Source organism: Paenibacillus sp. PvP094 (assembly GCF_040546835.1).
GTDB classification, from domain to species: domain Bacteria; phylum Bacillota; class Bacilli; order Paenibacillales; family Paenibacillaceae; genus Paenibacillus; species Paenibacillus illinoisensis.
In genome coordinates, this window is record NZ_JBEPOM010000001.1 from 4,371,614 (window position 1) to 4,395,105 (window position 23,492).

The following is a 23,492-nucleotide window of genomic DNA, read 5'->3' on the forward strand; positions in this document are numbered from 1 at the left end:
TTTACAGCACTCCTTGTGTTTGCTTCTGTTTCATGTCTTCCATAATATCGTAAAAGGTAGCAAATGGGACATGGTCTACACCAAGTTCGATGCACTTGTCCGTCAGGATGGAACGGGAGTACACTAGATCGGCAATTTTGGCACCTTCAAAATCGGTTAGACTGTCTCCGATCAGAATCCGATTATATTGTTCTTCGGGGAATGTGCGGATGACCGTCGTTTTGCACATACCACAGCCGTTATCACAAGGGGGCTGACATGGATTAGGCCATTCAATTCGGATGAAATCACCTGTAAAGTCTGCACCGTTACAATAGATGTGATCATGTGGAATGTTAAAAGGTGCAAGCAGTGGTTCGATAAAAAAGTCCATACCGCCACTGGTCACATTAAATTCAATGCCTTCGTTCCGAACATATTCCAGAAACTCGCCAAATCCCTCGCGGATGCCTGCTTGTCCAAGCACAAATTCAACAATTTCATCCTTTTGCGATGCAGGCAGCAGAGCAAACATGGCTCCGACCCCTTCACGCAGGGTAATGCTTTGATCCACCGTATCTTTCATGATTGCCTCAAATCCTTCAGGCTTAAAGTGCTTCATGATCGCCACAATATTGTCCGAAAGGGTAATCGTGCCATCAAAATCACAGAAAATGACCGTTTTCTTGTCACTTCTCATCGTTCTCCACCCCACAGGTCCAGTGCACTTTTCAACTCGGGGTGCTCAGATGCATACTCTGCAAGCGGAATTCCGCGCTGTGCCGCCTCAATGGCTTGCAAGAATGCACGCCCACCTGCCTCAGTACCCATTGGATGTCCGTGGATACCTCCACCTGCGTTCACGATAACATCCATGCCAAAATCACGGAGAATTAATGGCACAAGACCTGGGTGAATCCCAGCGGATGGAACCGGCATACTGGTTCTGACCGGGAGATCTTTGGAGAGCAGCTGCTCCGTAATGGCCATATTTTCTTCTTTTGGCATGGTCACCGATCCGTAAGGCGAAGGGAAGAGAACGAGATCCGCTCCGGCAAGACGCATCAGTTGACCCAGCAGCACCGAAGCGGATATCCCGTAATGCGGTGAAGGGTACAGTGCGCCAGCAAGGGCAGGATGCGCCATGATTGGCACGTTAATGTCCGGATCGCTTGTAAGCTCATGCAGAACGTCATATCCGTACGACAAAACGTTAAACAACAGGGCATTGGCACCCGCATCAATCGCTCGTTCAGCCTGCTTCTTCAAGCGGGAAGTTGGGCCGGTCAGGTTGGCGGCGTAGAGCAATTTCTTGCCAGTCTCCTGGCGGGCCTGCTCAGCAGCCTTCATGCAAACCTCGACTCTTTTCTCGATAGGTGTCAGCTTGTTCTCAAACAGAATTTCGTCATCCTTGATCAGATCAACTCCGCCCAGAGCCTGACGGATAAACTGTTCGCGCAGCTCATCTGCATCCAGACCAATGACTGATTTGAAGATGCTCATTAACAAAGGACGATCATGAACACCAAGCAGATCACGAACCCCATTCAGTCCGAATTTGGGACCAGGGAATGCACTTAGGAATCCGTCCGAGAAGCCCAGTCTTGTCAGCTTGATTCGGCCATCCATCGAAATTTTACCGAAGACGGTAACGAGCAGAGCCGGAATATCGCGGCTGAAGTTCACATCAGGATATCCGATCGTAATATCTGCATATCGTTCTCCTGGAGCCATGCCCTCATGTTCATGTACTTCTACGCTTATCACTTCGCCAAGATGTTTCTGCATGGCTTCACGCTTGGCTTGCGGCAATTCAGTCCAACTGCCGACAGTCATGCCGACTGCAATGGATTCCGCCTTTTTGCGGAAATCTGCACGATCATCATGCAGACGATATGTGGCAGTACACATGTTGTTCATCGTAAATCTCCTTCCAGAGCAGCTCCCATCTCCCGTGAGCGCTCTGCGCAGCGGTTGACGGCTGCAATCACGTTTTCAAAGAAATCGCCCTCATCCAGTGTTTTGAGTGCTGCCTGTGTGGCGCCTCCAGGTGAGGTAACATCACTGCGAAGCTTCATGGGCTCCGCTCCCGTTTGCTGAACCATTCTCGCCGCACCAAGTACAGTTTGAACAGTCAGGTCGCGGGATTGCTGGCTGGACAGTCCGCCGCGGATCCCCGCGGCGATCATGGCTTCCATCAAATAGTATACATAAGCTGGGCCGCTTCCGGAAATACCCGTGAGCACTTCCAGTTTCTCTTCAGGAACAATGGTAACAATGCCCACCGCTTCAAACATCGTCATGACCGTACTGCGCTGCTCATCTGTAATTTCGGCGGAGAAGGCAAGCCCTGTTGCACCAAGTCCAATCGTACTGGATGTATTCGGCATGGAGCGAGCGATCGGTTGTTTGCGGCCAAGCAGTGTCTGCATCGTGCGGATGGATAATCCGGCGATGACAGAGACGATAAGCTGGTCCGGTGACAGGAGGGGACCAAGCTCACGAAGAGCTGCCGCAGCGTCTTTCGGTTTCATGGCCAATACAATAACGGGAGAAGCGGAGAGCACTTCAGATGATTGGGAGGCTGTTCCGGTATGAACGGCATAACGAGTACTCAGCTCTTCCTGACGTTTCTGGTTGCTCCGGTTCAGCATCGTAATATCCTGCGGGCGTACAACGAGGCGGGAGATCAGTCCGCGCACAATGGCTTCTGCCATGGCACCTGCTCCGTGGAAAGTAATCTTTTGTTGTAATAACGTCTGTTGTTCTTGACTCATGGTTATCGTTCCTCCTATATGGCTGTGGCTGCGATATTATTGCCGAATTTGTCCATTGCCGGTAACGCGGTATTTGGTAGAAGTAAGGGCAGGCAGTCCCATTGGACCACGAGCATGCAGCTTCTGTGTGCTTATTCCAATTTCGGCTCCATAACCGAACTCGAATCCATCCGTGAAGCGGGTGGAAGCATTGTGATAAACGGCGGCAGCATCCACGTCATGCAAAAAGCGTTCCGCATGAGCTGTATCACGGGTGACGATGCATTCGGAATGTTTGGTACCATACGTGGCAATATGCTGCATGGCTTCTTCCAGACCCTGCACAACTCGTATATTCAAAATATAATCATTATACTCTGTACCGTAGTCTTCTGCCGTCACGGGAAGGGCAGTAGGGACCAGACGACGAGTCGTGTCACAACCCTTCAATACAACATTCGCCTCGCGGAATTGTTCGGCCAAGGCAGGCAAATGCTTTTCTGCATAAGCAGGATGAAGCAGTAGGGTTTCCATGGAATTACATACGGATGGGCGCTGTGCTTTTGCGTTGATCGCAATTTCTGCTGCCATGACCGGATCCGCCGTTTCATCCACATACGTATGGCAGATGCCTGCGCCTGTTTCGATGACAGGTACCGTTGCATTGGTCACCACGTTACGAATCAGTGAAGCACCGCCTCTTGGAATAATGACGTCCAGTAGTCCATTCAGCTTGAGCATTTCATCGACGGAAGAGCGGTTAGCGTCTTCCACGAGCTGCAGCGCATCCGGCGGAAGGTCTGTTTTGGCTAGTGCCTGGTGGAGTACTTCTACAATACGACGATTGGAAGAGAGGGCAGAAGAACCCCCGCGCAGCAGAACGGCATTGCCTGTCTTAAGGCATAGTCCTGCTGCATCAACCGTAACGTTAGGACGGGCTTCATAGATGATGCCAATCAGTCCAATCGGCACCCTTAATTTTTCAATGTGGAGTCCATCTGGACGCGTAAATGACTCCAGTACTTCACCAACAGGATCTGGGAGTTCAACAATCTGACGCAATCCCTCCGCAATTCCCGCGATACGCTCTTTGTTCAAAGCGAGACGATCAAGCATGGATTCTGGCGTCCCTTGCTCTCTGCCACGTTCGAGATCTTCCGCATTGGCCGTAATAATGGATTCCGATTCCGTAATAAGCGCATCCGCCATGGCAAGCAAGGCCTTATTTTTCTGGTCTGTACTCAAACGGTTTAACTGTGGAACAGACGATTGAGCTTTGCTGGCTTTTTGTCTTACTTCACTCATCTGAAATTCCTCCTTCATTTATGCAAGTCCATGTCTCTAACCTATACATACAATTACTTGTTATTTTAACGTAATCCATTCGTCTCGATGGATGACCTCAAGCCGATGAATGGCATTCAGGGTCTTCATGACTTCACCACTTGGCAAACCTGCGATAAGGCGAAGCTGATCATCATCATAATTGACAATGCCTCGGCCAAGTAGTGTTTCATCCATACCCATGACCTCGACAACGTCACCTGCGTGGAATGTGCCAAGAACCCGTTTGACGCCTACTGGCAGCAGACTATGACCGCCGTGAACGAGGGCATCTTCGGCGCCGGCATCCACGACAACTGTACCGAGAGGTGTTGACATGAAGCCTAACCATTGTTTCTTGCGGGAGAGTGCGGCCAGACGAGTTTCGAAATACGTCCCCTTGCCGCAGCCTTCCACCGCGTTTTGCAAGTCGCCGGGTTCCTTGACGCTGCCCACAAAGACAGGGACGCCTCCTCGTGTTGCCACTTTGGCTGCATCAACCTTGGACCGCATGCCACCTGTACCGACCGATGAACCTGAACCTCCGGCATACGCATAGATTTCTTCTGTAATTTCAGGAATTCGATCATAACGTACAGCACTCGGATCCTTCCGGGGATCTGCCGTATAGAGTCCGTTGGTATCCGTGAGAATAACAAGATGCTGGGCTTTCACCAAATTGGCAACGAGCGCAGAGAGCAGATCGTTATCCCCGAATTTCAACTCGTCTACTGATACCGTATCATTTTCGTTGAAAATGGGAATGACACGTTGTCTGAGCAGCTCTTCCACGGTCATGCCTGCATTTCCCATCCGTTTCCGACTGTGAAAATCGGTTCTGGTTAGCAAAATTTGTGCTGTAGTAACGCGGTGCGCTGCAAAAGCCTGTTGATATGCCTGCATCAACAATGCCTGACCTACTGCGGCTGCCGCTTGCTTCTCATGCAGCATTTTGGGACGCTGAGGGTAACCAATTTCACGGAATCCGGCAGCAACGGCTCCGGAAGTGACCAGGAGAACTTCATGGCCCTGTTCATAGAGCGAAGCGATCTCACTGGCGTAAAATGATATGGAACTGCGGTCAAGGCCGCCTTCCTCGGTGGTAAGAGAACTGCTCCCAATCTTGACTACTATTCGTGAAGACATGCTTTCACTTCCTTAAACATAATGAATGAGATACCAATGGACTGTTATTCAGGTACAAAAAAAACTCCCGTCCTTTGTTGTAAAAAGGACGAAAGTTTGTTGCTTCCGCGGTACCACCTTTATTGATGATTGCATCATCCGGCTCTCGCCCTGTAACAGAAGGCACTGTCCTGCATAAACAGGCCGCTCAGGGGTAGGTTTCGGAGAGAAGCCGCGGTAAATTCTTGCAGCCCGGTGGAATTTACTCTCTGGGCGCGGCTTGTTCTCTCGTACTGGTCCCGTCATCACGTTTCGTTCGATATTTGTTAATAACATACCATGGAAACTTGGCAGATGCAAAGGGGTATGCGGCCTTTAATTACTTAAACAAGTTCAGCTTGCCAATCCTTCTGGCAGCTTCCTCCAATCGCTTCTCGTCACTCAGCAAACCTGCGCGGACGTAGCCTTCCCCATGTGTACCAAACCCGATACCCGGTGCTACAGCGACTTTGGCTTCCCGAAGCAGCAAATCTGCAAATTCGGCTGAGGTAAACCCGGAAGGAACAGGCAGCCAGCTGAAGAAAGAACCCCCGGGCTTCGAAGCCACCCATCCGATGGAGGAAAGTGCTTCATATAATGCATTACGGCGGGATTCATACCGCGCGACCAGTTCGGTAACACATTGTTGGGAGGAAGTCAGGGCAGCAGCTGCCGCTGCCTGGATGCCGCCAAATAGGCTAACATAAATGTGATCCTGCAGCAGATTGATTTTGGAGATGATCTCCGCATTCCCCAGGGCGAACCCAACCCGCCAGCCTGCCATATTGTAGGTTTTGGATAACGTATAGAATTCAATTCCGACTTCCTTGGCGCCAGGCGCCTGCAGGAAACTGACCGGACGATGTCCGTCAAACCCTATCGCACCATATGCGAAGTCACTGGCAATGACAATCTTGTTCCGGATGGCGAATTCCACGGTATCTTCATAGAATGACAGCGGGGCAGTCGCGGATGTTGGATTGTTGGGATAGTTTAAATACATCAGCTTGGCCTTGTCGCGAACTTCATCCGAGATTGCCTCATAATCAGGAAGGAATGCATTCGACTCCAAAAGAGGCATAAATGACATTTGCGCTTTGGCAAGAGCCACCCCGGACCAGTAATCCGGATAACCCGGATCAGGAACGAGACATACGTCCCCGGGATTAAGCAGCACTTGTGGCAGCTGTACAAGCCCCGTTTTCCCACCAAACAAAATGGCAACTTCAGTCTCCGGATCAAGGTCAACGTTGTAATCTTCTTGATAACGTTTGGCGATGGCTTCCTTCAGGAAGGCATGTCCACTAAAAGGTGAATATTTATGATAAAGCGGATTTTCGGCAGACTCCTGCAATGTTTTTACGATATGCGGTGGTGTAGGAGTGTCCGGGTTCCCCTGACCAAGATTAATCACGTCGTGACCACTTGCGATTTCACGGTTAACATTTTGCACGAGTGTTGCAAAAAATTGCGTTGGCAGCTGTGTCATGACGTCTGAGGTAGGTATGTCAAAGGCGGAACGACCCGAATTTTGCTGTAGATTACTCATTAATTTCATCACTCCGGTTCATATAAATGGGAATTGTATTCATTAATTTATCACGCTAATCCCGAGCTGTATAGAGGGGATAAGTGATTTGAGGTCTTTTTATCTGCCGTGTAAATGGGTTTTTGTACAAAACCGAATTGGCCAGATTCGTGTTTGTCCATTGTCGTAGAAGATGCTTTATCTTATGATCGTTTTCGATAATGATAATCAATATCATTGAGAGAACGCTTATCTACCTAGGGGGAAAGAAAAAATGAAACAAAACGTCTTTCGTGTGATGAGCACGACATTCATGATTGCAGCGTTATCGGTATTGCTGCTTGCTTGCGGCAATTCATCCACGAACGGTTCAGGTGACGGAGAGACAACTGCTGCAGCAACATCCAATGAATCGCAGGCAGCAGCAGAGAATACCGGGCAAGAAGAGGTGGCAGAGGCAGACAACACGAGTAAAACGAAAATATTTAAAGACTGGACCGGGCACGAAGTGGAAGTTCCAACCCATCCGCAGCGTGTCATATATCACGGCGAGGTTACGGGAGATTTATTGGCTCTCGGGGTAGTTCCTGTAGGTATTCTTAAAAATGAAGGTACGGTATACGATGATCAGGTGGCAGATGCAGAAGATGTTGGTTTCCCAATCAGTGTTGAAAAGTCACTATCACTCAATCCTGACCTGATCATTTTCTCGAACGATGACGAAACGCAATACGAGCAGATTTCAAAGGTTGCTCCGACGGTGACGTTCAACTCCTTCTGGCCACTCGAAGAACGGATGCGATTCCTGGGAGATTTGCTCGGCAAAAAACAGGAGGCGGAAGACTGGCTGGCCGCTCATGCCAAGGCAACAGAGGAAATGTGGAATCAGCTTCGTGAGAATGGGCTGAAGGAGGACGAAACCGCATCGGTGTTTACCATGTATCCAGGTGATCGATTGTTCGTGATGGCGGGTGCAGGATTGCCCCAGCTGTTGTATGGACCAGGCGGTATGAAGCCAACCCCTGAGATCCAGAAGGTACTGGATGAAGAAGTAGGTTTTGTTGAGATATCCCAGGAAAAAATGGCAGAGTTCGCCGGAGATCGCATATTTATTTTGAATGCAGTAGATCAAGGTGCACAACAATCAACGGAAGAATTGATGAATAGTGTGGTGTGGAATAATCTGCCTGCAGTCAAGGAGGGCAAGGTTTATCGATTTGATATCGTCAAAGCATCGAGCGATGCTACATCAAGAGAGTGGCTTTTGCAAGAATTGCCGAAACAGATGATTCAATAAAAGACCATTCTTATCCTGAACAGGGCCTTCAGCGTATCGTTGAGGGCTCTTATTAATGTTTCTGATCGTGTATCGGTGTCTTTTGTTTATATGCTGGAATAATGAGGCTTTGCGACGTATAATCAGAATAGATTAATGATAACCATTCTCATTTACAGTAAGTATGAGGTGAAACGGAAGTGCAGCAAATGATCGCAAACGGTAATCCCTTATTTTTCTCCGCATTCCTGTTCCGTTATGTTCATATCAAGAGTCATATCGAAACTTCTGAACAGGTTATGCTTGAAGTCAGCTGTCAACGGCATACGCTGCTGTTCTGTGAACAGGGCGAAGGCCGCATATATATCGGATCTGAGTTACATCCATTTATCTCCGGCAAGATATACCCCATGGCACCAGGAGAGAATTATCAGTTGGAGCATAACCGTTCTGGTGAGCTGAGGTATACGGTGCTTCATTTCGATGCCGTGCACATGGTAACAGGAGATCCGGAACTTTACACACGTTCTTTATTTGAAGAAAGGGACCAGATGAACGATTTTTCACCCGGCGCGTTATTCGGCATGCTGGATTTGTTGGAATCGGCTGCCCTCTATCAAACGGATGCGGAATATAGCCGGTTAAATGTACATTTTCAAAAATTGATGGAACTAGTGGTGTCCCGCTATACACTGCCCAAAACAGAACAAAGCCCGGATATCAGGGTACAGAGCACAATTCAATACGTGGACGAGCATTACGCTCAGGATATAAGTGTACAGAAATTAGCGCGGCTCGCGAATCTTCGACCAGCTCAATTTACAGCTTTGTTTAGGCAAATTACAGGCCGTAAGCCTCTTGAATACCTGAACCATGTACGCATTGAACAGGCGAAGGAATGGCTGTCCCTTTCCGATGAACCTCTGCGCGATATTGCTGGTCGTGTAGGCTTCCGGGATGAGTACTATTTCAGCAGACGCTTCAGGCAGCACACCGGACTGGCTCCCCGGCAATATGATCGATCTCTTCAACGACATACGCTTGTTCAAGATTGGGCTGGACATGAAGTAAACATTCCTGGACACCCTGAGCGGATTCTATACTATGGAGATTCGGCAGGGGACTTACTTGCGTTGGGGCTTCCCGTGCTTGATGGCAAAGCTTATGATGTGTTACCTTCCATTGATTTGGAATGGACCGTGCAGAAGCAGCCGGATCTGATTTTGCTGGATAGCACGAATGAACAGTTATACCAACGGCTTTCCCGTATTGCTCCTACTTTGATATACAATTCCTATGCGAACCTGGAGGAGCGTATCCGCAAAGTGGGAAGCTGGTTTGGCATGGAGCTGGATGCAGAGACATGGATAGCATCTTATCATAGGAGAACAGAGGAGATGTGGAGCAGCATAAAACCATGGATTCAGCTTGGCGAAACGGCTTCAGTGCTTGTGCATCATCGCGGTGCCCGCTTGTTTGTCATGGGCAATATCGGACTGGCTCCGTTTCTGTATCACCCGCAGGGGTTTGTGCCTGTAAGCAAAGTGCAGGAAGCTCTAGCAGCAGGGAGAGCCTACAAGGAGATTTCAACAGAGTCGATAAGCCAGTATGCGGGTGACCATATCTTTGTCATGTTGCCAGAGAGCGATGCAGCCAGGGCAGCAACGGAGAATCTGTTTGAAAGTAATGAGTGGAAGGCGCTGCCCGCTGTAAAAAAAGGAACAGTGTACACGTTGGATGAGCAGGTGTGGAATATGGGAGATGCCTTATCGTACAGCAGATTGCAGAGCCTGTTCCCTGAATTGCTGAAAGAACTGGCCCATCCTCTCTAATCGTCCATTAGCAGCCATTGAAGTCATAAATAAGGTTAATCAAAACGTTGTTGCAGGCTTCGCGCGGATCAAGCTATGATAACAGGTATTAAAGTTCGGAGGAGTGCACGTCATGACAAAACAACAATTGGGGGAAATGCGTGTTGCCCTGATTCAGGGTGACATCCAGCTTGGTAATCCTGAGGCCAATCATAAACATATGCAGACTCTGCTTCACCAAGCAGTTGAACAATATCCGGATCTGGGGCTGGCCGTGCTGCCGGAAATGTGGAATACAGGTTACGCTTTGGAACAAATCCACGAGCTCGCTGACCCGGAAGGGCAAAAGTCACGGGAGTGGTTATCGGCATTTGCCGAGAAGCATCAGATTTCAATTGTCGGTGGATCCATAGCAGAGAAGCGAAATGGACAAATTTTTAATACCATGTATGCCTACAACAGTGAAGGTAAGCAGGTTACACGTTATGATAAATTGCATCTATTCCGCCTGATGGATGAGGAGAAATATTTGCAGCCTGGAGCTGATCCTGAAATTTTCGAACTGGAGAACGGTCTGACAGCGGGGGCGTCCATCTGTTATGATATCCGATTTCCAGAACTAGCCCGTACGCTTGCATTGAATGGGGCCAGAGCATTGATCGTACCTGCAGAATGGCCGAATCCACGTTTGCACCACTGGCGCACTCTGCTGACAGCACGAGCGATTGAAAATCAAATGTATGTGATTGCGTGCAACCGGGTCGGTAAAGGGGGAGAGACCGAATTTTTTGGACACTCTCTCATTATTGATCCTTGGGGCGAAATTGTGGCTGAGGGAGGAGAAGGGGAAGAGATCGTGACCGGACTGATTCGCCCTTCCCTTGTTGATGAAGTGCGGGGTCGCATTCCTGTTTTTGAAGACCGCAGACCTGGTATTTATTTTGGTGCAAAATAATAAAAAAAATAATTCCAGTAAAGTGTTTATTCTTCCAGGAGGCGGGTAATGATAACTATCCCGTCACCAAGGAGGATGATCAATCAATGGACAACCATGTGAAAGATACGCTCAGGAGACTGGAACAGGAAAACACAAGGGAAGATCACTTGAGGCCATTCTTAGAGAATGGAGCAGGAGGGCTATCACCGCCTGAACAAACTGTTCAGGACGAAGGCCGACTGGTCAATCAACAGAACAGGCTGACGAGTGAACGTAATTTGCGAAAATAAACAACAAGACATGAATATCTCTTATGTACGTTTCTACGTTAACTTTAGATCATGATATCAGCAACATTGTGATGTAACGATGTACTGCGATTTCATGCAAGAACTTGATCCTGCTTATGCGGGAGAAGAGTATAGAACAAAGGCTTGGCCCATATGGGTCAAGCCTTTGTTTATTTTGTTATCTTTGAAATGATTAATTTACAGAGACAGGATTCTCATAGTCTCCTTCGGAAAGCTTGGCAACCGTCTGTTTAAACGTGTCAATAAAAGCTTCTGCCGCCTTGGACAGTACACGTCCCTGACGGTAAGCGACCACGAGAGTACGACTTGGGACAGGTTCAGCAAGTGGTACATAGACAGGTACAAACTCACTGCGTGGTGCCCTGGCTATAAAGCGTGGAACAAGGGTAATGCCCATGCCTGTAGCTACAAGGGATTGCACGGTTTCTATGTTATTGCTCTCAAATACGACACTCGGATTGAATCCAGCCTGCTCACACAGATCAAAGGTCAGCTTGCGGAAGCCTTGTCCTTTTTTCAATACAACAAACGACTCGTCCCGAAGCTCCTCCATATGCACAGGGATCGGATGATCCGGATTCCCCCGGACGGCAAGGGGATGATGAGGAGGTACCGCCAGATCGATTCTCTCTTCGCCGATGGCAACGTATGACAGGCTTGGTTCCTGCAAGGGCAAGGAGAGCAGGCTGAGATCAGCTTTGCCACTGGCTGTCAGCTTCTCCAGCGTTAGACCGGCGTCTTCAAGCAGCGTAACTTCGATATCCGGATAGGCTTGCTGGTAAGCGGGGAGTACATGCGGCAGAAGATGGGAACCGGTGATCGGCATGCTGCCCACAACGACTTTGCCTTTGCGCAGCTGGGAGATATCTGACATTTCCTGTCTGAGTAATTCCACAGCATCTACAATTTTTTGGGCTTGCTCCACAAAGGTGACCCCAGCATGGGTCAACTCCACCGTGCTGGTATTACGCTGAAAGAGCAGAACGCCAAGCTCTTTCTCAAGTTTAGACAATTGCTGACTGAGCGAAGGCTGAGCAATATGAAGTTTCTCTGCCGCCCTGGAGAAATTCCGTTCTGCAGCAATCTGCAGCGTATATTGAAGTTGTCTGAATTCCATAAGACTTGTCATTCCTTTCGTTATGCCACTATTATATCATCCTGGATAAATAAATCATTTTTCTATAATGAATATAGATAAAAAGCATTGACACTCGTGGTGAAGCAACGTAGTATAAGCAGTATGTGATAATGATAATTGTTATCAATTAAGAGCCGCTGTGGATACAGTGGTTTATTGTCGTTTAACTCATTATAGGTCAAACCTATTACATCTATAGATATTATATCTTGGAACAATGAAGGACAGGGTGATATATTTATGTCATTCAAGAGCTTCACGGTTTTAGACAAAAACAGAGGCTCTTCCAAGGACCGAACTTAAGATGAGGTGAAAATGATGAGTAAAAAAACGATGTTTGAGAAAATTTGGGATAATCACGTAATTCATCAGGAAGAAGGAAAACCGAGCATTCTGTATATCGATCTTCATCTTGTGCACGAGGTAACTTCTCCACAGGCTTTTGAAGGTCTGCGTTTGTCAGGACGCAAGGTACGTCGCCCGGAATTAACGTTTGCGACAATGGATCACAACGTTCCTACCAAGGATCGTTTCAATATTACAGATCCAATCTCCAAACAACAAATTGATACACTCTCTCAAAACTGCCGTGACTTTGGCGTAAAACTGTATGATCTGGATACGATTGACCAAGGTGTTGTACACGTTATGGGACCAGAACTTGGTCTGACTCACCCGGGTAAAACCATTGTTTGCGGTGACAGCCATACGTCCACACACGGAGCATTTGGTGCACTGGCATTCGGAATCGGAACCAGTGAAGTGGAGCATGTCATGGCTACTCAATGTCTGCAGCAAGCAAAAGCAAAAACCATGGAGGTTCGCTTCGTCGGGAAGCGTAATCCGGGCGTAACAGCAAAAGACATGATCCTCGCAGTAATTGCCAAATATGGCACAGATTTTGCAACAGGTTATGTTATTGAGTATACGGGCGAATCGATCCGTGAACTCAGCATGGAAGAGCGTATGACAGTATGCAACATGTCTATCGAAGGTGGAGCAAGAGCAGGCATGATCGCTCCGGATGAAACGACATTTGAGTATCTGCGTGGACGTGAATATGTACCTGCTGATGCGAAGTTTGATGAAGCTGTTGCAGCTTGGAAAGAGCTTGTTACAGACGAGGGTGCCGAGTTTGATCGTGTTGTAGAGATCGATGTGGAGTCTCTGATTCCTCAAGTAACTTGGGGTACCAGCCCGGGTATGGGAACGGATATCTCATCCAAAGTGCCTGTTCCGGCAGAACTGCCAACTGAAAATGAACGCAAAGCAGCTGAAAAGGCGCTTGAATATATGGGTCTTACACCTGGAACACCTATCTCTGAAATTGAGGTAGACTATGTATTTATCGGTTCTTGTACGAATGGACGGATTGAGGATCTGCGTGCGGCAGCCAAGGTTGCCAAAGGCCATACCGTGTCCAGCAATGTTACGGCAATCGTGGTTCCTGGCTCAGGACGTGTTAAAATTCAAGCCGAAAAAGAAGGTTTGGATAAAATCTTCACGGAAGCAGGATTTGAATGGCGTGATGCAGGATGCAGCATGTGTCTTGCAATGAACCCGGATGTATTGAAACCAGGACAACGCTGTGCATCAACATCCAACCGTAACTTTGAAGGACGTCAAGGACGCGGAGGACGTACCCACCTGGTATCTCCGGCAATGGCTGCAGCGGCAGCGGTTAAAGGTCACTTCGTTGACGTACGTGACTGGAATTTTAAAACGGAAGCAGTTATCTAACAGGTAACAGACAGAAGGGAGAACGGATCACATGGAAGAATTTAAAACACTGCAAGGCATCGTTGCACCGGTAGACCGGGTCAATGTAGATACAGACGCGATCATTCCAAAACAATTTCTGAAGCGGATTGAACGTACCGGATTTGGACAATTTTTGTTCTACGAATGGCGTTTCGATGAAGAGGGGAATAACAACCCTTCCTTCGAAATGAACAAATCCCGTTATGAAGGAGCATCCATTCTGATTTCCCGTGCAAACTTTGGCTGCGGCTCATCTCGTGAGCATGCACCTTGGGCGATTATGGACTATGGATTCCGTTGTGTCATCGCACCATCTTTTGCAGATATCTTCTATAACAACTGCTTCAAAAACGGCATCCTGCCAATTAAATTGTCTGAAGAGCAAGTAGAAGATCTGTTCCAGCGTACAGCTGCCCATGAAGGCTATGAACTGAATGTTAATCTGGAAAACAAAACGATTACCGATGCACACGGACTGCATATCGATTTTGATCTGGATGAACATCGTCGTCAATTCTTGCTGCAAGGTCTGGACGATATCGGTCTGACATTGCAACATGATGATGAGATTACAGCGTATGAGCAGCGTCATGCCGCAAAACTGTTTGGATAATATCTGACATATCGAATAAAAAAGCTTCTGCTTCTCCGTAGGAACGTTGTTCCGATCAGAGACAGAAGCTTTTTCTATTATCCAGTGCTGATTAATCTTGCTACCTTGTTAGAATTATACATTTAAACCAAGTGATCTATACGTAGAATTCCTGATTGTTTTTTGCTGAATACTTCAATATGTAATCCCCGTCATTTTTTAAATCTCTTGATGCGATTTTGATCTTGGTATAGTCCAGTCGCGTCTCTCGGAGCACACGCTTCACTGCTTGAATTCCAAGTGTCTCATCCATTACAAAGCAGTAAATATTCAAAGCGTACTGGGGGACTGGATTTGCCGTTTTGCCCATATCATGTCCATCTACAATACCGAGTCCTTTCCATCCTAGCTCACTTATCAGTGCCTCACTGGCTTTATCCTTGAGCCATAGATCACGTTTGCTACCTGTCAGACTCTTCATCGGATATTGAATAATCAGCATGTAACCCTCGTCTTCAGAAGGTTGTTTGTAACCCTGGTCTGAGTAGCGATTAAGAAAATCAACCTTGAATTCGTCCTCATCGCTAAACGGGGCTGGAAGATCCATTCTGGTCGTTGTGCCAACCGTACCGACTTCGCCGATATGCTCCACAACCTGATCCTCTTCGATCCAGTATTCTGCGTAGAGCAGCTTGCCATTGGATGCCTGTTTATACAAAGTGATCACTGGTTTCCCTCCTATGAATAAAATGACTTTCATTCTTTCTTTATGATACAAAGTAGATTGGACAACTGGCTATGTATGAGGGTCTTCTTATGGTGCCTCATAAAATATAATAGCATCAATAGATGATATTTTTGACAGGATATTCAATTCGTGTTGACTAAAAGAAGATATTTCTCCAAATTTCTTTTTTCATCTTGGTTCCGACTAAATATGACAACGTTGTAACCGGATGAAAAGCCATTATCTGATAAACTGATTAGTATATTATGGAAGGTTACATAGAGGACAATACGTAGGTACAGAACACAACAGAATGGTGGATGATCTATGAAGAAATGGTCGGCTGCAGTCGTTATCTTTCTGTTGATGTGTTTATTTCCTATCGCAGCCCAAGCAGGCGTCGTGCCCTCAATTGTTCTTGATGGAGTAACCCTTGATCAGCGATCCGGTGCACCAGCAGAAAATGTCGGAAATGCCGTGATGGTCCCAATCCGCATTGTTTCAGAGAACCTCGGTTATCAGGTGAGGTGGGAAAAGGAAACCAAGTCTGTTCTGGTTCAAAAAGGGAGCCGCAGTATAGCAATGACGGCCGGTAAAGATACAGCAACAGTCAATGGAAGCCCTGTAGAACTGGATTCCCCACCTTTGGTCAAACAAGGAACGACGTTGGTCCCCTTGCGTTTCGTCGGAGAAGGCATGGGGCTTGAAGTAGGATGGGACAATGGAACCAAGACAGTCAGCCTACGCACCGCTCCACCAGTGGCAGAACAAGAGGAAGAGGATGAGGCTCCCACAACTCCTTCTCCCAGCTTGAAGGCTGAGCTTCAAAGTATAAGTTTCAGCAGTAATCGATTGATGATAACGACAACTGGAGAAGTCAAGCCGAAACTGTCCACTCTCGGTGCACCGGATCGGATTATTGTGGATATGCCTGAAACTACGTTCTCTGAGTCTTTCATCCAAGGACAGGATTTCAGTTCGGATGGCAGCGGCAGCATTGTCGTTACAGATTCCACTGTGGTATCCAAGGTGCGATACGCCATGTTCAGCCATTCACCATCCACGGTTCGTGTTGTGTTTGATCTGAAACAATCTGCTACGGCTAAATGGTCGCTTGGAGATAACCATGTGCTGCTCGTTGATCTGACAGCAAGTAATGGGGAGTCTGCCAGTCAACCCGCCTTACCAACGGATGATGGCAAGAAAATAGTGATTATTGATCCCGGGCACGGCGGGAGGCAGTCGGGAGCAGTAAGTATTTCCGGAAAGTATGAGAAGGACTTTAATCTTGCAGTGGGTTTGAAAGTACAAGCACTGCTGCAGAAGCATGAAGATATTCAAACGGTGATCACGCGTCAGGATGATACTGAACTTTCCTTGCAGCAGAGAGTCGAGATGGCAGAACTTAATCAGGCGGACGTACTCATATCCATTCACGGGAACAAATTTACGACTGCTGATCCGAACGGAATAGAAACGCTCTATAGTCGGATGGAGAGCAAAACGCTGGCCGATGTGCTTCATACACATATCATGCCAGTTGTAGGCCTCAAGGATCGTGGTGTGAAAATGGTCAGCCTGCATGTAACTCGTGAGACGTCCATGCCAGCAGTTCTGCTTGAGCTAGGTTTTATGAGTAATCCAACAGATGAAGCACTCATGCTCACAGAAGATTATCAGAACCGTTGTGCAGAAGCAATTGTAGATGGAATTATAGAATTTTTAGGGCTTTAAGTACGATTATTCGTAAATGCGCAGTATAGGAAAGCTCGTTGTTTTCAGATGTTTAATTGATAAAAAAGGAAATAAAAAGACATTAAAATGTAGAAAAAGCTTGATTTGACAACGTTTTTTTTCTGTTATGTTGGAATATATTCGCAACTTTTGAGAGTACGGGGCGTCTAATAGGTGTCTGGTAATGCCCACGTGGTCAGTCGGAGCTGTAAGTCACAACATGCGGCGAAAAAATATGAGAATGGTAGGGGTGAAGGATGAAGAAGTTCGGTTTTTTGGTACTGTTATTTGTCTTTGGGCTCGTTTTCCCGGGCTATAGTCATGCAGCTGTGGATACGAAAATTATCCTAGACGGGAAAGAAATTGTGCAGCCATCGGATGCCAAAGCGGAAATCATCAATAGCAAAGTGATGGTGCCGATTCGGGTTATTTCCGAGAGTCTGGGGTACGGTGTGGAATGGAAGCAAAGTACAAGCACCGTGACGATAAGCAAAGACAACACTGCCATGCAGATGATTGTAGGACAGAAGACGGCAACGGTGAACGGCAGTAACGTGAACCTGGATGCCCCGCCACTCGTAAAAAATGGTACGACTCTTGTGCCACTCCGATTTATCGGTGAACAAATGGGTCTTAAGGTGGGTTGGAACAACACTACGAAGACGGTAACATTAGTTACCCAGAATTCAGGTTCCGGAAACGGGACAACAACTCCTCCGAACTCCGGCAATAATGGCGGAAGTACGAATGAGGAAGGTCTTGTACTGGTGAACGGCATCAGCTTCAGTGACAACCGCTTCTTTATTGCAACCAGCGGAGAAACGAAGCCGAACGTCTTCACGATGACAGGACCGGATCGGATTGTTATCGACTTACCTAATACAGCATTTGCTGATTCTTTCAGTGAGGGACAAGCTCTTGACAGCAACCAGAATGGACAGCTTGTAGTCAGCGGTTATCCCGATGTTTCCAAGATTCGGTATTCGTTATACAGCAACAGCCCTTCTACTGTTCGTTTTGTCATTGACCTTTCGAGTGCCAAAGGTTATGACGTTCAGAACGATTCGGGTTTGATTATGGTTGATCTGAACAAACAAGGCGCGACACCTACTCCTCCAGTTGGAGATAATGGCAAGAAAGTTGTCGTCATTGATGCAGGACACGGGGATCACGATCCTGGAGCAATTGGTGTTACCGGTAAACGAGAAAAGGATTTCAACTTGGCAATGGCTTTGAAAGTGGAAGCACTGCTGAAAAAAGAGTCTAAAATTGACGTTGTGTTAACCCGCAGCGATGATACTTTTCTTGCTTTGAGTGAACGTGTGAAAATTGCCGAAAAGGTAAACGCGGATATTTTCATTTCCATTCATGCCAATAGTGGACCTGCTGCTGCGAACGGTGTAGAAACCTTCTATACTCGATCCACCAGTAAGGAATTGGCTACCATCATGCACAAATATCTTCTGCAATCTTCGGGATTAAAGGATCGTGGCGTGAAAACGGCAAGCCTCCATGTTACCCGCGAAACGACAATGCCAGCTGTTCTGCTGGAGGGCGGTTTCCTGAGCAATAAGAGTGATGAAGCAGCTCTGTTCACTGAAAGCTTCCAAAACAGTGTTGCCAAGGGTATTGTTGCAGGAATCAAGGAGTATCTGGGAATTAAATAAGGGTTTCCCTTATGATCAGGAGGCGGAGTTAGAATGAACAAAAAAATATGGATTGCAGCACTGCTGGTAACGGTTATGGCAGTTGCTGCCGGATGCGGAAGCAAGCCAACAGCAGCTCCTGCTCCAAGTCAGACTCAAGGGGCAGGTACGGAAGTTAGTGTCCCTGAGGATCAAACGAATGAGAATGAGACAAATGATACGGAAATTACTGATCCTGTAACTGTGGAAACAGAAGGTACAACATCTACACCGGATTCAACACCTTCCAGCTCAGGTTCAGAAGGAACAACTTCTTCGGGAGGAACTTCTACGGATTCGAGCAGCACTTCACAGAGTACAGAGCAAAAAACGATCAAGGTGTTTTATACCGATCCGGAAGAGCTGGATCTGCATGAAGCCACAGCAAGTATCTCCTACGCAGCAGATGATGATAAATACAAGGAAGCATTTGCGGCTTTACAACAAACGTCTGATGACAAACTTGTTCCACTGTGGGCCAAAGATATTGAATTGAAGTCCGTAAAATTTGATGCAGGTGCACTTACATTGGACATTCATATGCCTGATACTGCACGTCTTGGTGCAGGTGGAGAAGCATATGCAATTGATGCCTTGAAGAAAACATTCTTCCAGTTTGATGAAGTCAAATCGCTTGATTTGCTGGTTGACGGGCAGCAATCTGAGAGCTTGATGGGCCATGTCGATCTTGAGCATCCAATGACAAGATCCGAATAGTTTCGCTGCAGCATGTTGTTTTACCGTTTTCCAATGGATATCGACCGTTTTACATGAGAGGGGAAATCATAGGTGACTTTTAAATATAACAATCCATCACACTCTAAAAAAGTAGTATCAGCCGTGCTTGCAGGCATGATGGCCCTTAGCGCTGGCGGAGCTGCCATGGCAGCAGAATCAACAGAAGCGGAGCAGAGCCAGACTGCGGCTGTAAGCAATACGACTGCACCTGCAGGTTTGTTCAGTGATATCAAGGTTGGATACTGGGCTGAGAAGCATGTATATAAGCTGGCAAACCAAGGTATCCTTCTCGGTAACAATGGTCTGTTCCGTCCTGGAGATGCGGTAACACAACAGGAAGCTGTAACCATGGCGATCCGTTTTATGAACCAGGAAGGCCAGTTGAACGACAGCACGGCTACGGCATTACCGACAAATATGGAAGTGGGGAATTATTTCAAGCCATATGTGGCTTTGGCGCTTCAACTGGGACTGATTGATAAAACGGAAGAAGCTACAACAGACGTATCTAAAACAACATGGGGACAGAAGCCTGCATCGCGTGAGTGGATTACCAAATTGCTGATCCGTTCATTGAACAAAGAGGCTGAAGCGAAGGCTCAGAACAGTCAGTCCACTGGCTTCGCCGATGATGAAAGCATCTCTACAGATGGCAAAGGTTACGTCAATCTGGCAGTCAGCCTGGAGCTTGCCAAAGGTGTGGAAGGTAACAAATTTAATCCAACCGGATCGGTAACAAGGGCCCAATTAGCGACTTTCTTTAGCAGAGGAGAAGCGTTAACAGATACAGCTTATCCGAACACGTACACGGGTTATGTAACTGGATTAAAAGATGGTCAGATCAGCCTGCTGGTTAATGGTAAAGTAACAAACTTTACGGTGAACAGCAGCACTCCATATTTTACAAAAGATAGTGAGACACGTGCGGCAGAACCGAATGTTCAACTCTATACCAAAGTACAGGTAGTTGGATCTGCTGGAAATGCAGCTTATGTGGAAGTCATCGATGCGACGCCGCAGGTGGAGAGCGTCGAAGGTACATTTGCGCGTTCGTTGTCGGGCAATAAAATTGGGATCTTTGTTGGCGAGAACTATGAAACTTACGGGTATGATGAAGCAACGGCATTTATCGACCAGAACGGAAATGCGATCAAGCTTGCTGATATTACAGCTGACAGCATTATTGAAGTACAGCGTGAGACCTTCTCCGCAGACAAAAAAACGGTGGCCATCCGCGTGAAGTCCGGCATTGTCAACAAAAGTGACAGCGGAGTGATTGCGGAAGTGAGCACAACCGGGAAAACGATCAAGTTCACGAATGCAGCAGGAACCACAGAGCAGTTTACGTATGGTGATAATCTGATTATTCGTTATCAGGATCGAATTCTGTCTCTAGCAGAGCTTAAAGCAGGCAGTGCAGTAAAATACACCGTGAAGGACAGTGTTTTGCAAAGCATTGAATTGTCTCAGGGTGTAGAGCAGTCTGTACGTGGCACGCTGGTGGAGATTGGTGGCAATCAGTCCACATTGACGTTTAAACGTGAAGGTGGCTCTCTTGAGGCGAAACTGCTGGCCGAAAATCCGGAGGTAGTAATCAACGGAATCCAGGACGCATCATTGTCAGATCTGATTACAGATGCAACGAATGGTGACCAGGTTGAGCTGACGCTAAATGGTGAAGATCGTGTAACTCGAATTCAGGTTATTGGACGTCAGATGGAACCGATGAACGGTGCTTCAGTAGTTTCTTACAACAGCAAAACCAAAGTGTTGACTGTACTTGACAGTAACAAAAAACCATTTGTATTTACGCTGGATGACAAAACGAAGCTGGACTACAATACAACCAAGCCTACGCTTGCAGGATTGGAATCGCTATTGAACGAAGGGCGCAAACTCGATCTGACGTATGTCGGAACCAGAGCGTTGTCCGTAAAAGTTATTTACAAATACGAAGGTACGCTTAGCGGCATGGATACAAATAAAAAAACCATCAGCGTATTGTCTGGTAATCAAACGATCACGGTTCCTTATTCTACCGTTCCGGCAGTAGAGATCTACAACAAGTCTGGAGCAAGTCTGAGTGACCTGAAGATTGGTGATAAAGTAACCGTTACGCTTGGATCCAATCAGGATTACGTACAAAAAGTGTCATTGAACACCGTGGCACAATTTGAAGTCGTATCTGTAGAGACCAATGGTCGTGTTCGTGTAAAATCGGACTCCCTGACAAGCCAGTTTTACGTGGATCAGGCTGTTTTGACAGGTGAAGGTGGACAAAGTATTACAGCTTCTCAACTGACTGCCGGGAATTTGATTAACGTGACTTTCGAAGGAACGACTCCTAAAGCGGTTCAGGTCGTGAAACGGACGTTGGCAGAAGTGACATCTGTTGATGCGACTTCGGTAACGCTGAAGTTGTTTAATGGACAGAGCGAAACCGTACCTGTTAGCGGTGCTGTAAAAGTAATCAAGTCCGGCTCTACATTAACCACGTTAAACAGCCTTACAGTGGGTGACCGTGTCGAAATGACCAAGGATACGGATAATTCCACTCGTTTCAGAGTGATGACCATTATGAGTAAGCAGTTCTGGTCTTATGATGGCGTTGGTAACCAAATCCTGGTTAAACGTGAGTCCACTTCAGATACAAATTACCGTTTTGCACTTGGTACAGGCGTATTTGTTCACCAGGGTGACAACACTTTAAGCGTGCAATCTCTCAAAGATAATGATAATATTGTATTGTATCTCCTGAATAACGTAGTCATGGAGATCCAAAAACAGTAATCGTTTTTTTCGAGGATCAAAAGAATGACCGTCTTGATGCGGGATCTTTCCCCCATCAGGACGTTTTTTTTGCAAGCTTTTTGGCGTCCCATCAGAGCACTCGAAATAAGCTTGGAAAGTAAGTCTCCACACCGTGTGGTGATTTTGTGGGAGGTAGCTCTTCATGAATGCAGCGACGGTTAGGCACATACTCGATACGATGGAAGCGATGTTCCCTGATGCACATTGCGAATTAAATCACAGCAATGCGTTTGAATTGACTGTAGCTGTCCTGTTGTCTGCCCAGTGTACCGATGAAACGGTAAACAAGGTGACCGCAGACTTGTTCCAAAAGTACACCAGTCCTGCCGACTATCTGGCGGTTCCGCTCGAAGAGTTGGAACAGGACATCCGGCGTATTGGCTTGTACCGGAACAAGGCCAAGCATATTCAGAACATGTGCCGTATTTTAATAGAGCAGTATGGCGGTGATGTACCGCAGGAACATGATCAGCTTGTTACGCTGCCAGGTGTAGGGCGGAAGACCGCGAATGTGGTTGTTTCCAATGCATTTGGTGTACCAGCCATTGCGGTGGATACGCATGTTGAACGTGTATCCAAACGGCTTGGACTGGCAGGCTGGGACGACTCCGTACTTGAAGTCGAGAAAAAACTGATGAAGCGCGTACCCCGGGATGAGTGGACTTTAACTCACCACCGGATTATTTTCTTTGGACGCTACCATTGCAAGGCGCAAAATCCCGCGTGTCATATTTGTCCATTGCTGGACGTATGCCGGGAAGGGAAAAAGCGTATGAAAACGTCCCAAATCAGGAAAGATAAGGAACGTGCTACAAGCCCAAAACGAAAAATAAATTAATGACCAGAAGAGGATGAGTAATGATGAAATGCATTTCCGTGTACACTGACAATTTTGAGGCCTTCTCCGATATTTTTGAGCAAATCGTAGAACAGGAAATGGCTGAAAACGAAGAGAAAGAAGTCGAAGGCATCACAGTAAGCCACTCTGGCGACGTGCCTGAGCACTATTTGGAACGTATGTCTACTAAACCGGAAGTTGTGGTTATGAGAGACAAAGGAAGAGACATTACGATTTTGCAGCATGGCCAAGTATTTGAAATTTTGCTGCCTTCCCTGGAGAATGCTGTTTCCTAATTCTCCTGGTCAATGCAAGACATGTTGCATCAATGCTGGCGTTGAGCTTATCACATAAGTTCATGCGGGCATTGAATGCAGCATACA

General features: G+C 47.1%; 20 protein-coding genes. 12 read left to right on the forward strand and 8 right to left on the reverse strand.

Features of this window, described 5'->3' with window-relative positions; translation table 11 throughout:
- Position 1: 1 nt before the first annotated feature.
- The 6 genes from ABIC22_RS20185 to ABIC22_RS20210 form a co-directional block, all read right to left on the reverse strand.
- Complete coding sequence (locus tag ABIC22_RS20185; RefSeq protein ID WP_354483326.1) at positions 2-679, reverse strand: 2-hydroxy-3-keto-5-methylthiopentenyl-1-phosphate phosphatase; 678 nt, start codon at positions 677-679, stop codon at positions 2-4.
- On the reverse strand, positions 676-1,899 hold the full coding sequence (locus ABIC22_RS20190) for a 2,3-diketo-5-methylthiopentyl-1-phosphate enolase (protein WP_354483328.1): 1,224 nt from the start codon (positions 1,897-1,899) through the stop codon (positions 676-678). The genes ABIC22_RS20185 and ABIC22_RS20190 overlap by 4 nt, the downstream gene beginning before the upstream one ends.
- Entirely contained in the window at positions 1,896-2,756 is an 861-nt protein-coding gene (gene proC / locus ABIC22_RS20195; RefSeq protein ID WP_170948280.1) for a pyrroline-5-carboxylate reductase, read from the reverse strand. The genes ABIC22_RS20190 and proC overlap by 4 nt, the downstream gene beginning before the upstream one ends.
- A 36-nt stretch (positions 2,757-2,792) precedes the next feature.
- Positions 2,793-4,040, reverse strand: a complete 1,248-nt coding sequence (locus tag ABIC22_RS20200) for a glutamate-5-semialdehyde dehydrogenase (RefSeq protein WP_354483330.1) — start codon at positions 4,038-4,040, stop codon at positions 2,793-2,795.
- Between the two features lie 60 nt (positions 4,041-4,100).
- Positions 4,101-5,204, reverse strand: a complete 1,104-nt coding sequence (gene proB / locus ABIC22_RS20205; RefSeq protein ID WP_127540360.1) for a glutamate 5-kinase — start codon at positions 5,202-5,204, stop codon at positions 4,101-4,103.
- A gap of 358 nt (positions 5,205-5,562) precedes the next feature.
- Positions 5,563-6,771, reverse strand: a complete 1,209-nt coding sequence (locus ABIC22_RS20210; RefSeq protein WP_354483332.1) for a pyridoxal phosphate-dependent aminotransferase — start codon at positions 6,769-6,771, stop codon at positions 5,563-5,565.
- A 253-nt stretch (positions 6,772-7,024) separates the two neighbouring features.
- Between ABIC22_RS20210 and ABIC22_RS20215 the strand changes: the two genes are divergently transcribed.
- The 4 genes from ABIC22_RS20215 to ABIC22_RS20230 all read left to right on the forward strand — a co-directional run bounded on the left by ABIC22_RS20215 (position 7,025) and on the right by ABIC22_RS20230 (position 11,064).
- Positions 7,025-8,047 carry an ABC transporter substrate-binding protein gene (locus ABIC22_RS20215; RefSeq protein WP_354483334.1) on the forward strand — a complete coding sequence of 341 codons (1,023 nt, stop codon included), beginning with the start codon at positions 7,025-7,027 and terminating at the stop codon, positions 8,045-8,047.
- Between the two features lie 188 nt (positions 8,048-8,235).
- The gene (locus ABIC22_RS20220) at positions 8,236-9,858 is read left to right on the forward strand and encodes an ABC transporter substrate-binding protein (RefSeq protein WP_354486032.1); all 1,623 of its coding nucleotides are present in this window, start codon (positions 8,236-8,238) and stop codon (positions 9,856-9,858) included.
- Positions 9,859-9,970: 112 nt separating this feature from the next.
- Positions 9,971-10,792 carry a carbon-nitrogen family hydrolase gene (locus ABIC22_RS20225; RefSeq protein WP_354483335.1) on the forward strand — a complete coding sequence of 274 codons (822 nt, stop codon included), beginning with the start codon at positions 9,971-9,973 and terminating at the stop codon, positions 10,790-10,792.
- 86 nt (positions 10,793-10,878) lie between these two features.
- Positions 10,879-11,064 carry a hypothetical protein gene (locus ABIC22_RS20230; RefSeq protein WP_095361880.1) on the forward strand — a complete coding sequence of 62 codons (186 nt, stop codon included), beginning with the start codon at positions 10,879-10,881 and terminating at the stop codon, positions 11,062-11,064.
- A gap of 193 nt (positions 11,065-11,257) precedes the next feature.
- On the opposite strand, the gene ABIC22_RS20235 is transcribed toward ABIC22_RS20230, so the two are convergent.
- Positions 11,258-12,202, reverse strand: a complete 945-nt coding sequence (locus ABIC22_RS20235; RefSeq protein ID WP_127540370.1) for a LysR family transcriptional regulator — start codon at positions 12,200-12,202, stop codon at positions 11,258-11,260.
- Positions 12,203-12,541: 339 nt separating this feature from the next.
- Here ABIC22_RS20235 and leuC point away from each other — a divergent pair, with 339 nt between their 5' ends.
- Positions 12,542-13,963: a 3-isopropylmalate dehydratase large subunit gene (leuC, locus tag ABIC22_RS20240; protein WP_127540372.1), complete on the forward strand. Its 1,422-nt coding sequence runs from the start codon at positions 12,542-12,544 to the stop codon at positions 13,961-13,963.
- Between the two features lie 31 nt (positions 13,964-13,994).
- Positions 13,995-14,597, forward strand: coding sequence for a 3-isopropylmalate dehydratase small subunit (gene leuD / locus ABIC22_RS20245; RefSeq protein WP_095292742.1), 603 nt, complete (start codon positions 13,995-13,997; stop codon positions 14,595-14,597).
- Between the two features lie 136 nt (positions 14,598-14,733).
- Here the strand turns inward: leuD and ABIC22_RS20250 are convergent, their stop codons facing one another.
- Positions 14,734-15,303 carry a hypothetical protein gene (locus ABIC22_RS20250; RefSeq protein ID WP_354483338.1) on the reverse strand — a complete coding sequence of 190 codons (570 nt, stop codon included), beginning with the start codon at positions 15,301-15,303 and terminating at the stop codon, positions 14,734-14,736.
- Positions 15,304-15,630: 327 nt separating this feature from the next.
- On the opposite strand from ABIC22_RS20250, the gene ABIC22_RS20255 reads away from it, so the two are divergent.
- From ABIC22_RS20255 to ABIC22_RS20280, 6 genes are all read left to right on the forward strand, one after another.
- Positions 15,631-17,037, forward strand: a complete 1,407-nt coding sequence (locus ABIC22_RS20255) for an N-acetylmuramoyl-L-alanine amidase family protein (RefSeq protein WP_354483340.1) — start codon at positions 15,631-15,633, stop codon at positions 17,035-17,037.
- Positions 17,038-17,294: 257 nt separating this feature from the next.
- Positions 17,295-18,704, forward strand: a complete 1,410-nt coding sequence (locus ABIC22_RS20260; protein ID WP_127540376.1) for an N-acetylmuramoyl-L-alanine amidase family protein — start codon at positions 17,295-17,297, stop codon at positions 18,702-18,704.
- 33 nt (positions 18,705-18,737) lie between these two features.
- On the forward strand, positions 18,738-19,439 hold the full coding sequence (locus tag ABIC22_RS20265) for a GerMN domain-containing protein (RefSeq protein WP_251643640.1): 702 nt from the start codon (positions 18,738-18,740) through the stop codon (positions 19,437-19,439).
- 72 nt (positions 19,440-19,511) lie between these two features.
- Positions 19,512-22,250, forward strand: coding sequence for an S-layer homology domain-containing protein (locus tag ABIC22_RS20270; protein ID WP_354483342.1), 2,739 nt, complete (start codon positions 19,512-19,514; stop codon positions 22,248-22,250).
- A gap of 163 nt (positions 22,251-22,413) precedes the next feature.
- Entirely contained in the window at positions 22,414-23,109 is a 696-nt protein-coding gene (gene nth, locus ABIC22_RS20275; RefSeq protein ID WP_127540382.1) for an endonuclease III, read from the forward strand.
- Positions 23,110-23,132: 23 nt separating this feature from the next.
- Positions 23,133-23,405 (forward strand): NAD/NADP transhydrogenase alpha subunit, encoded by a 273-nt coding sequence (locus ABIC22_RS20280; protein WP_095292936.1) that lies wholly within the window; start codon positions 23,133-23,135, stop codon positions 23,403-23,405.
- The last annotated feature ends 87 nt before the right edge of the window (positions 23,406-23,492 follow it).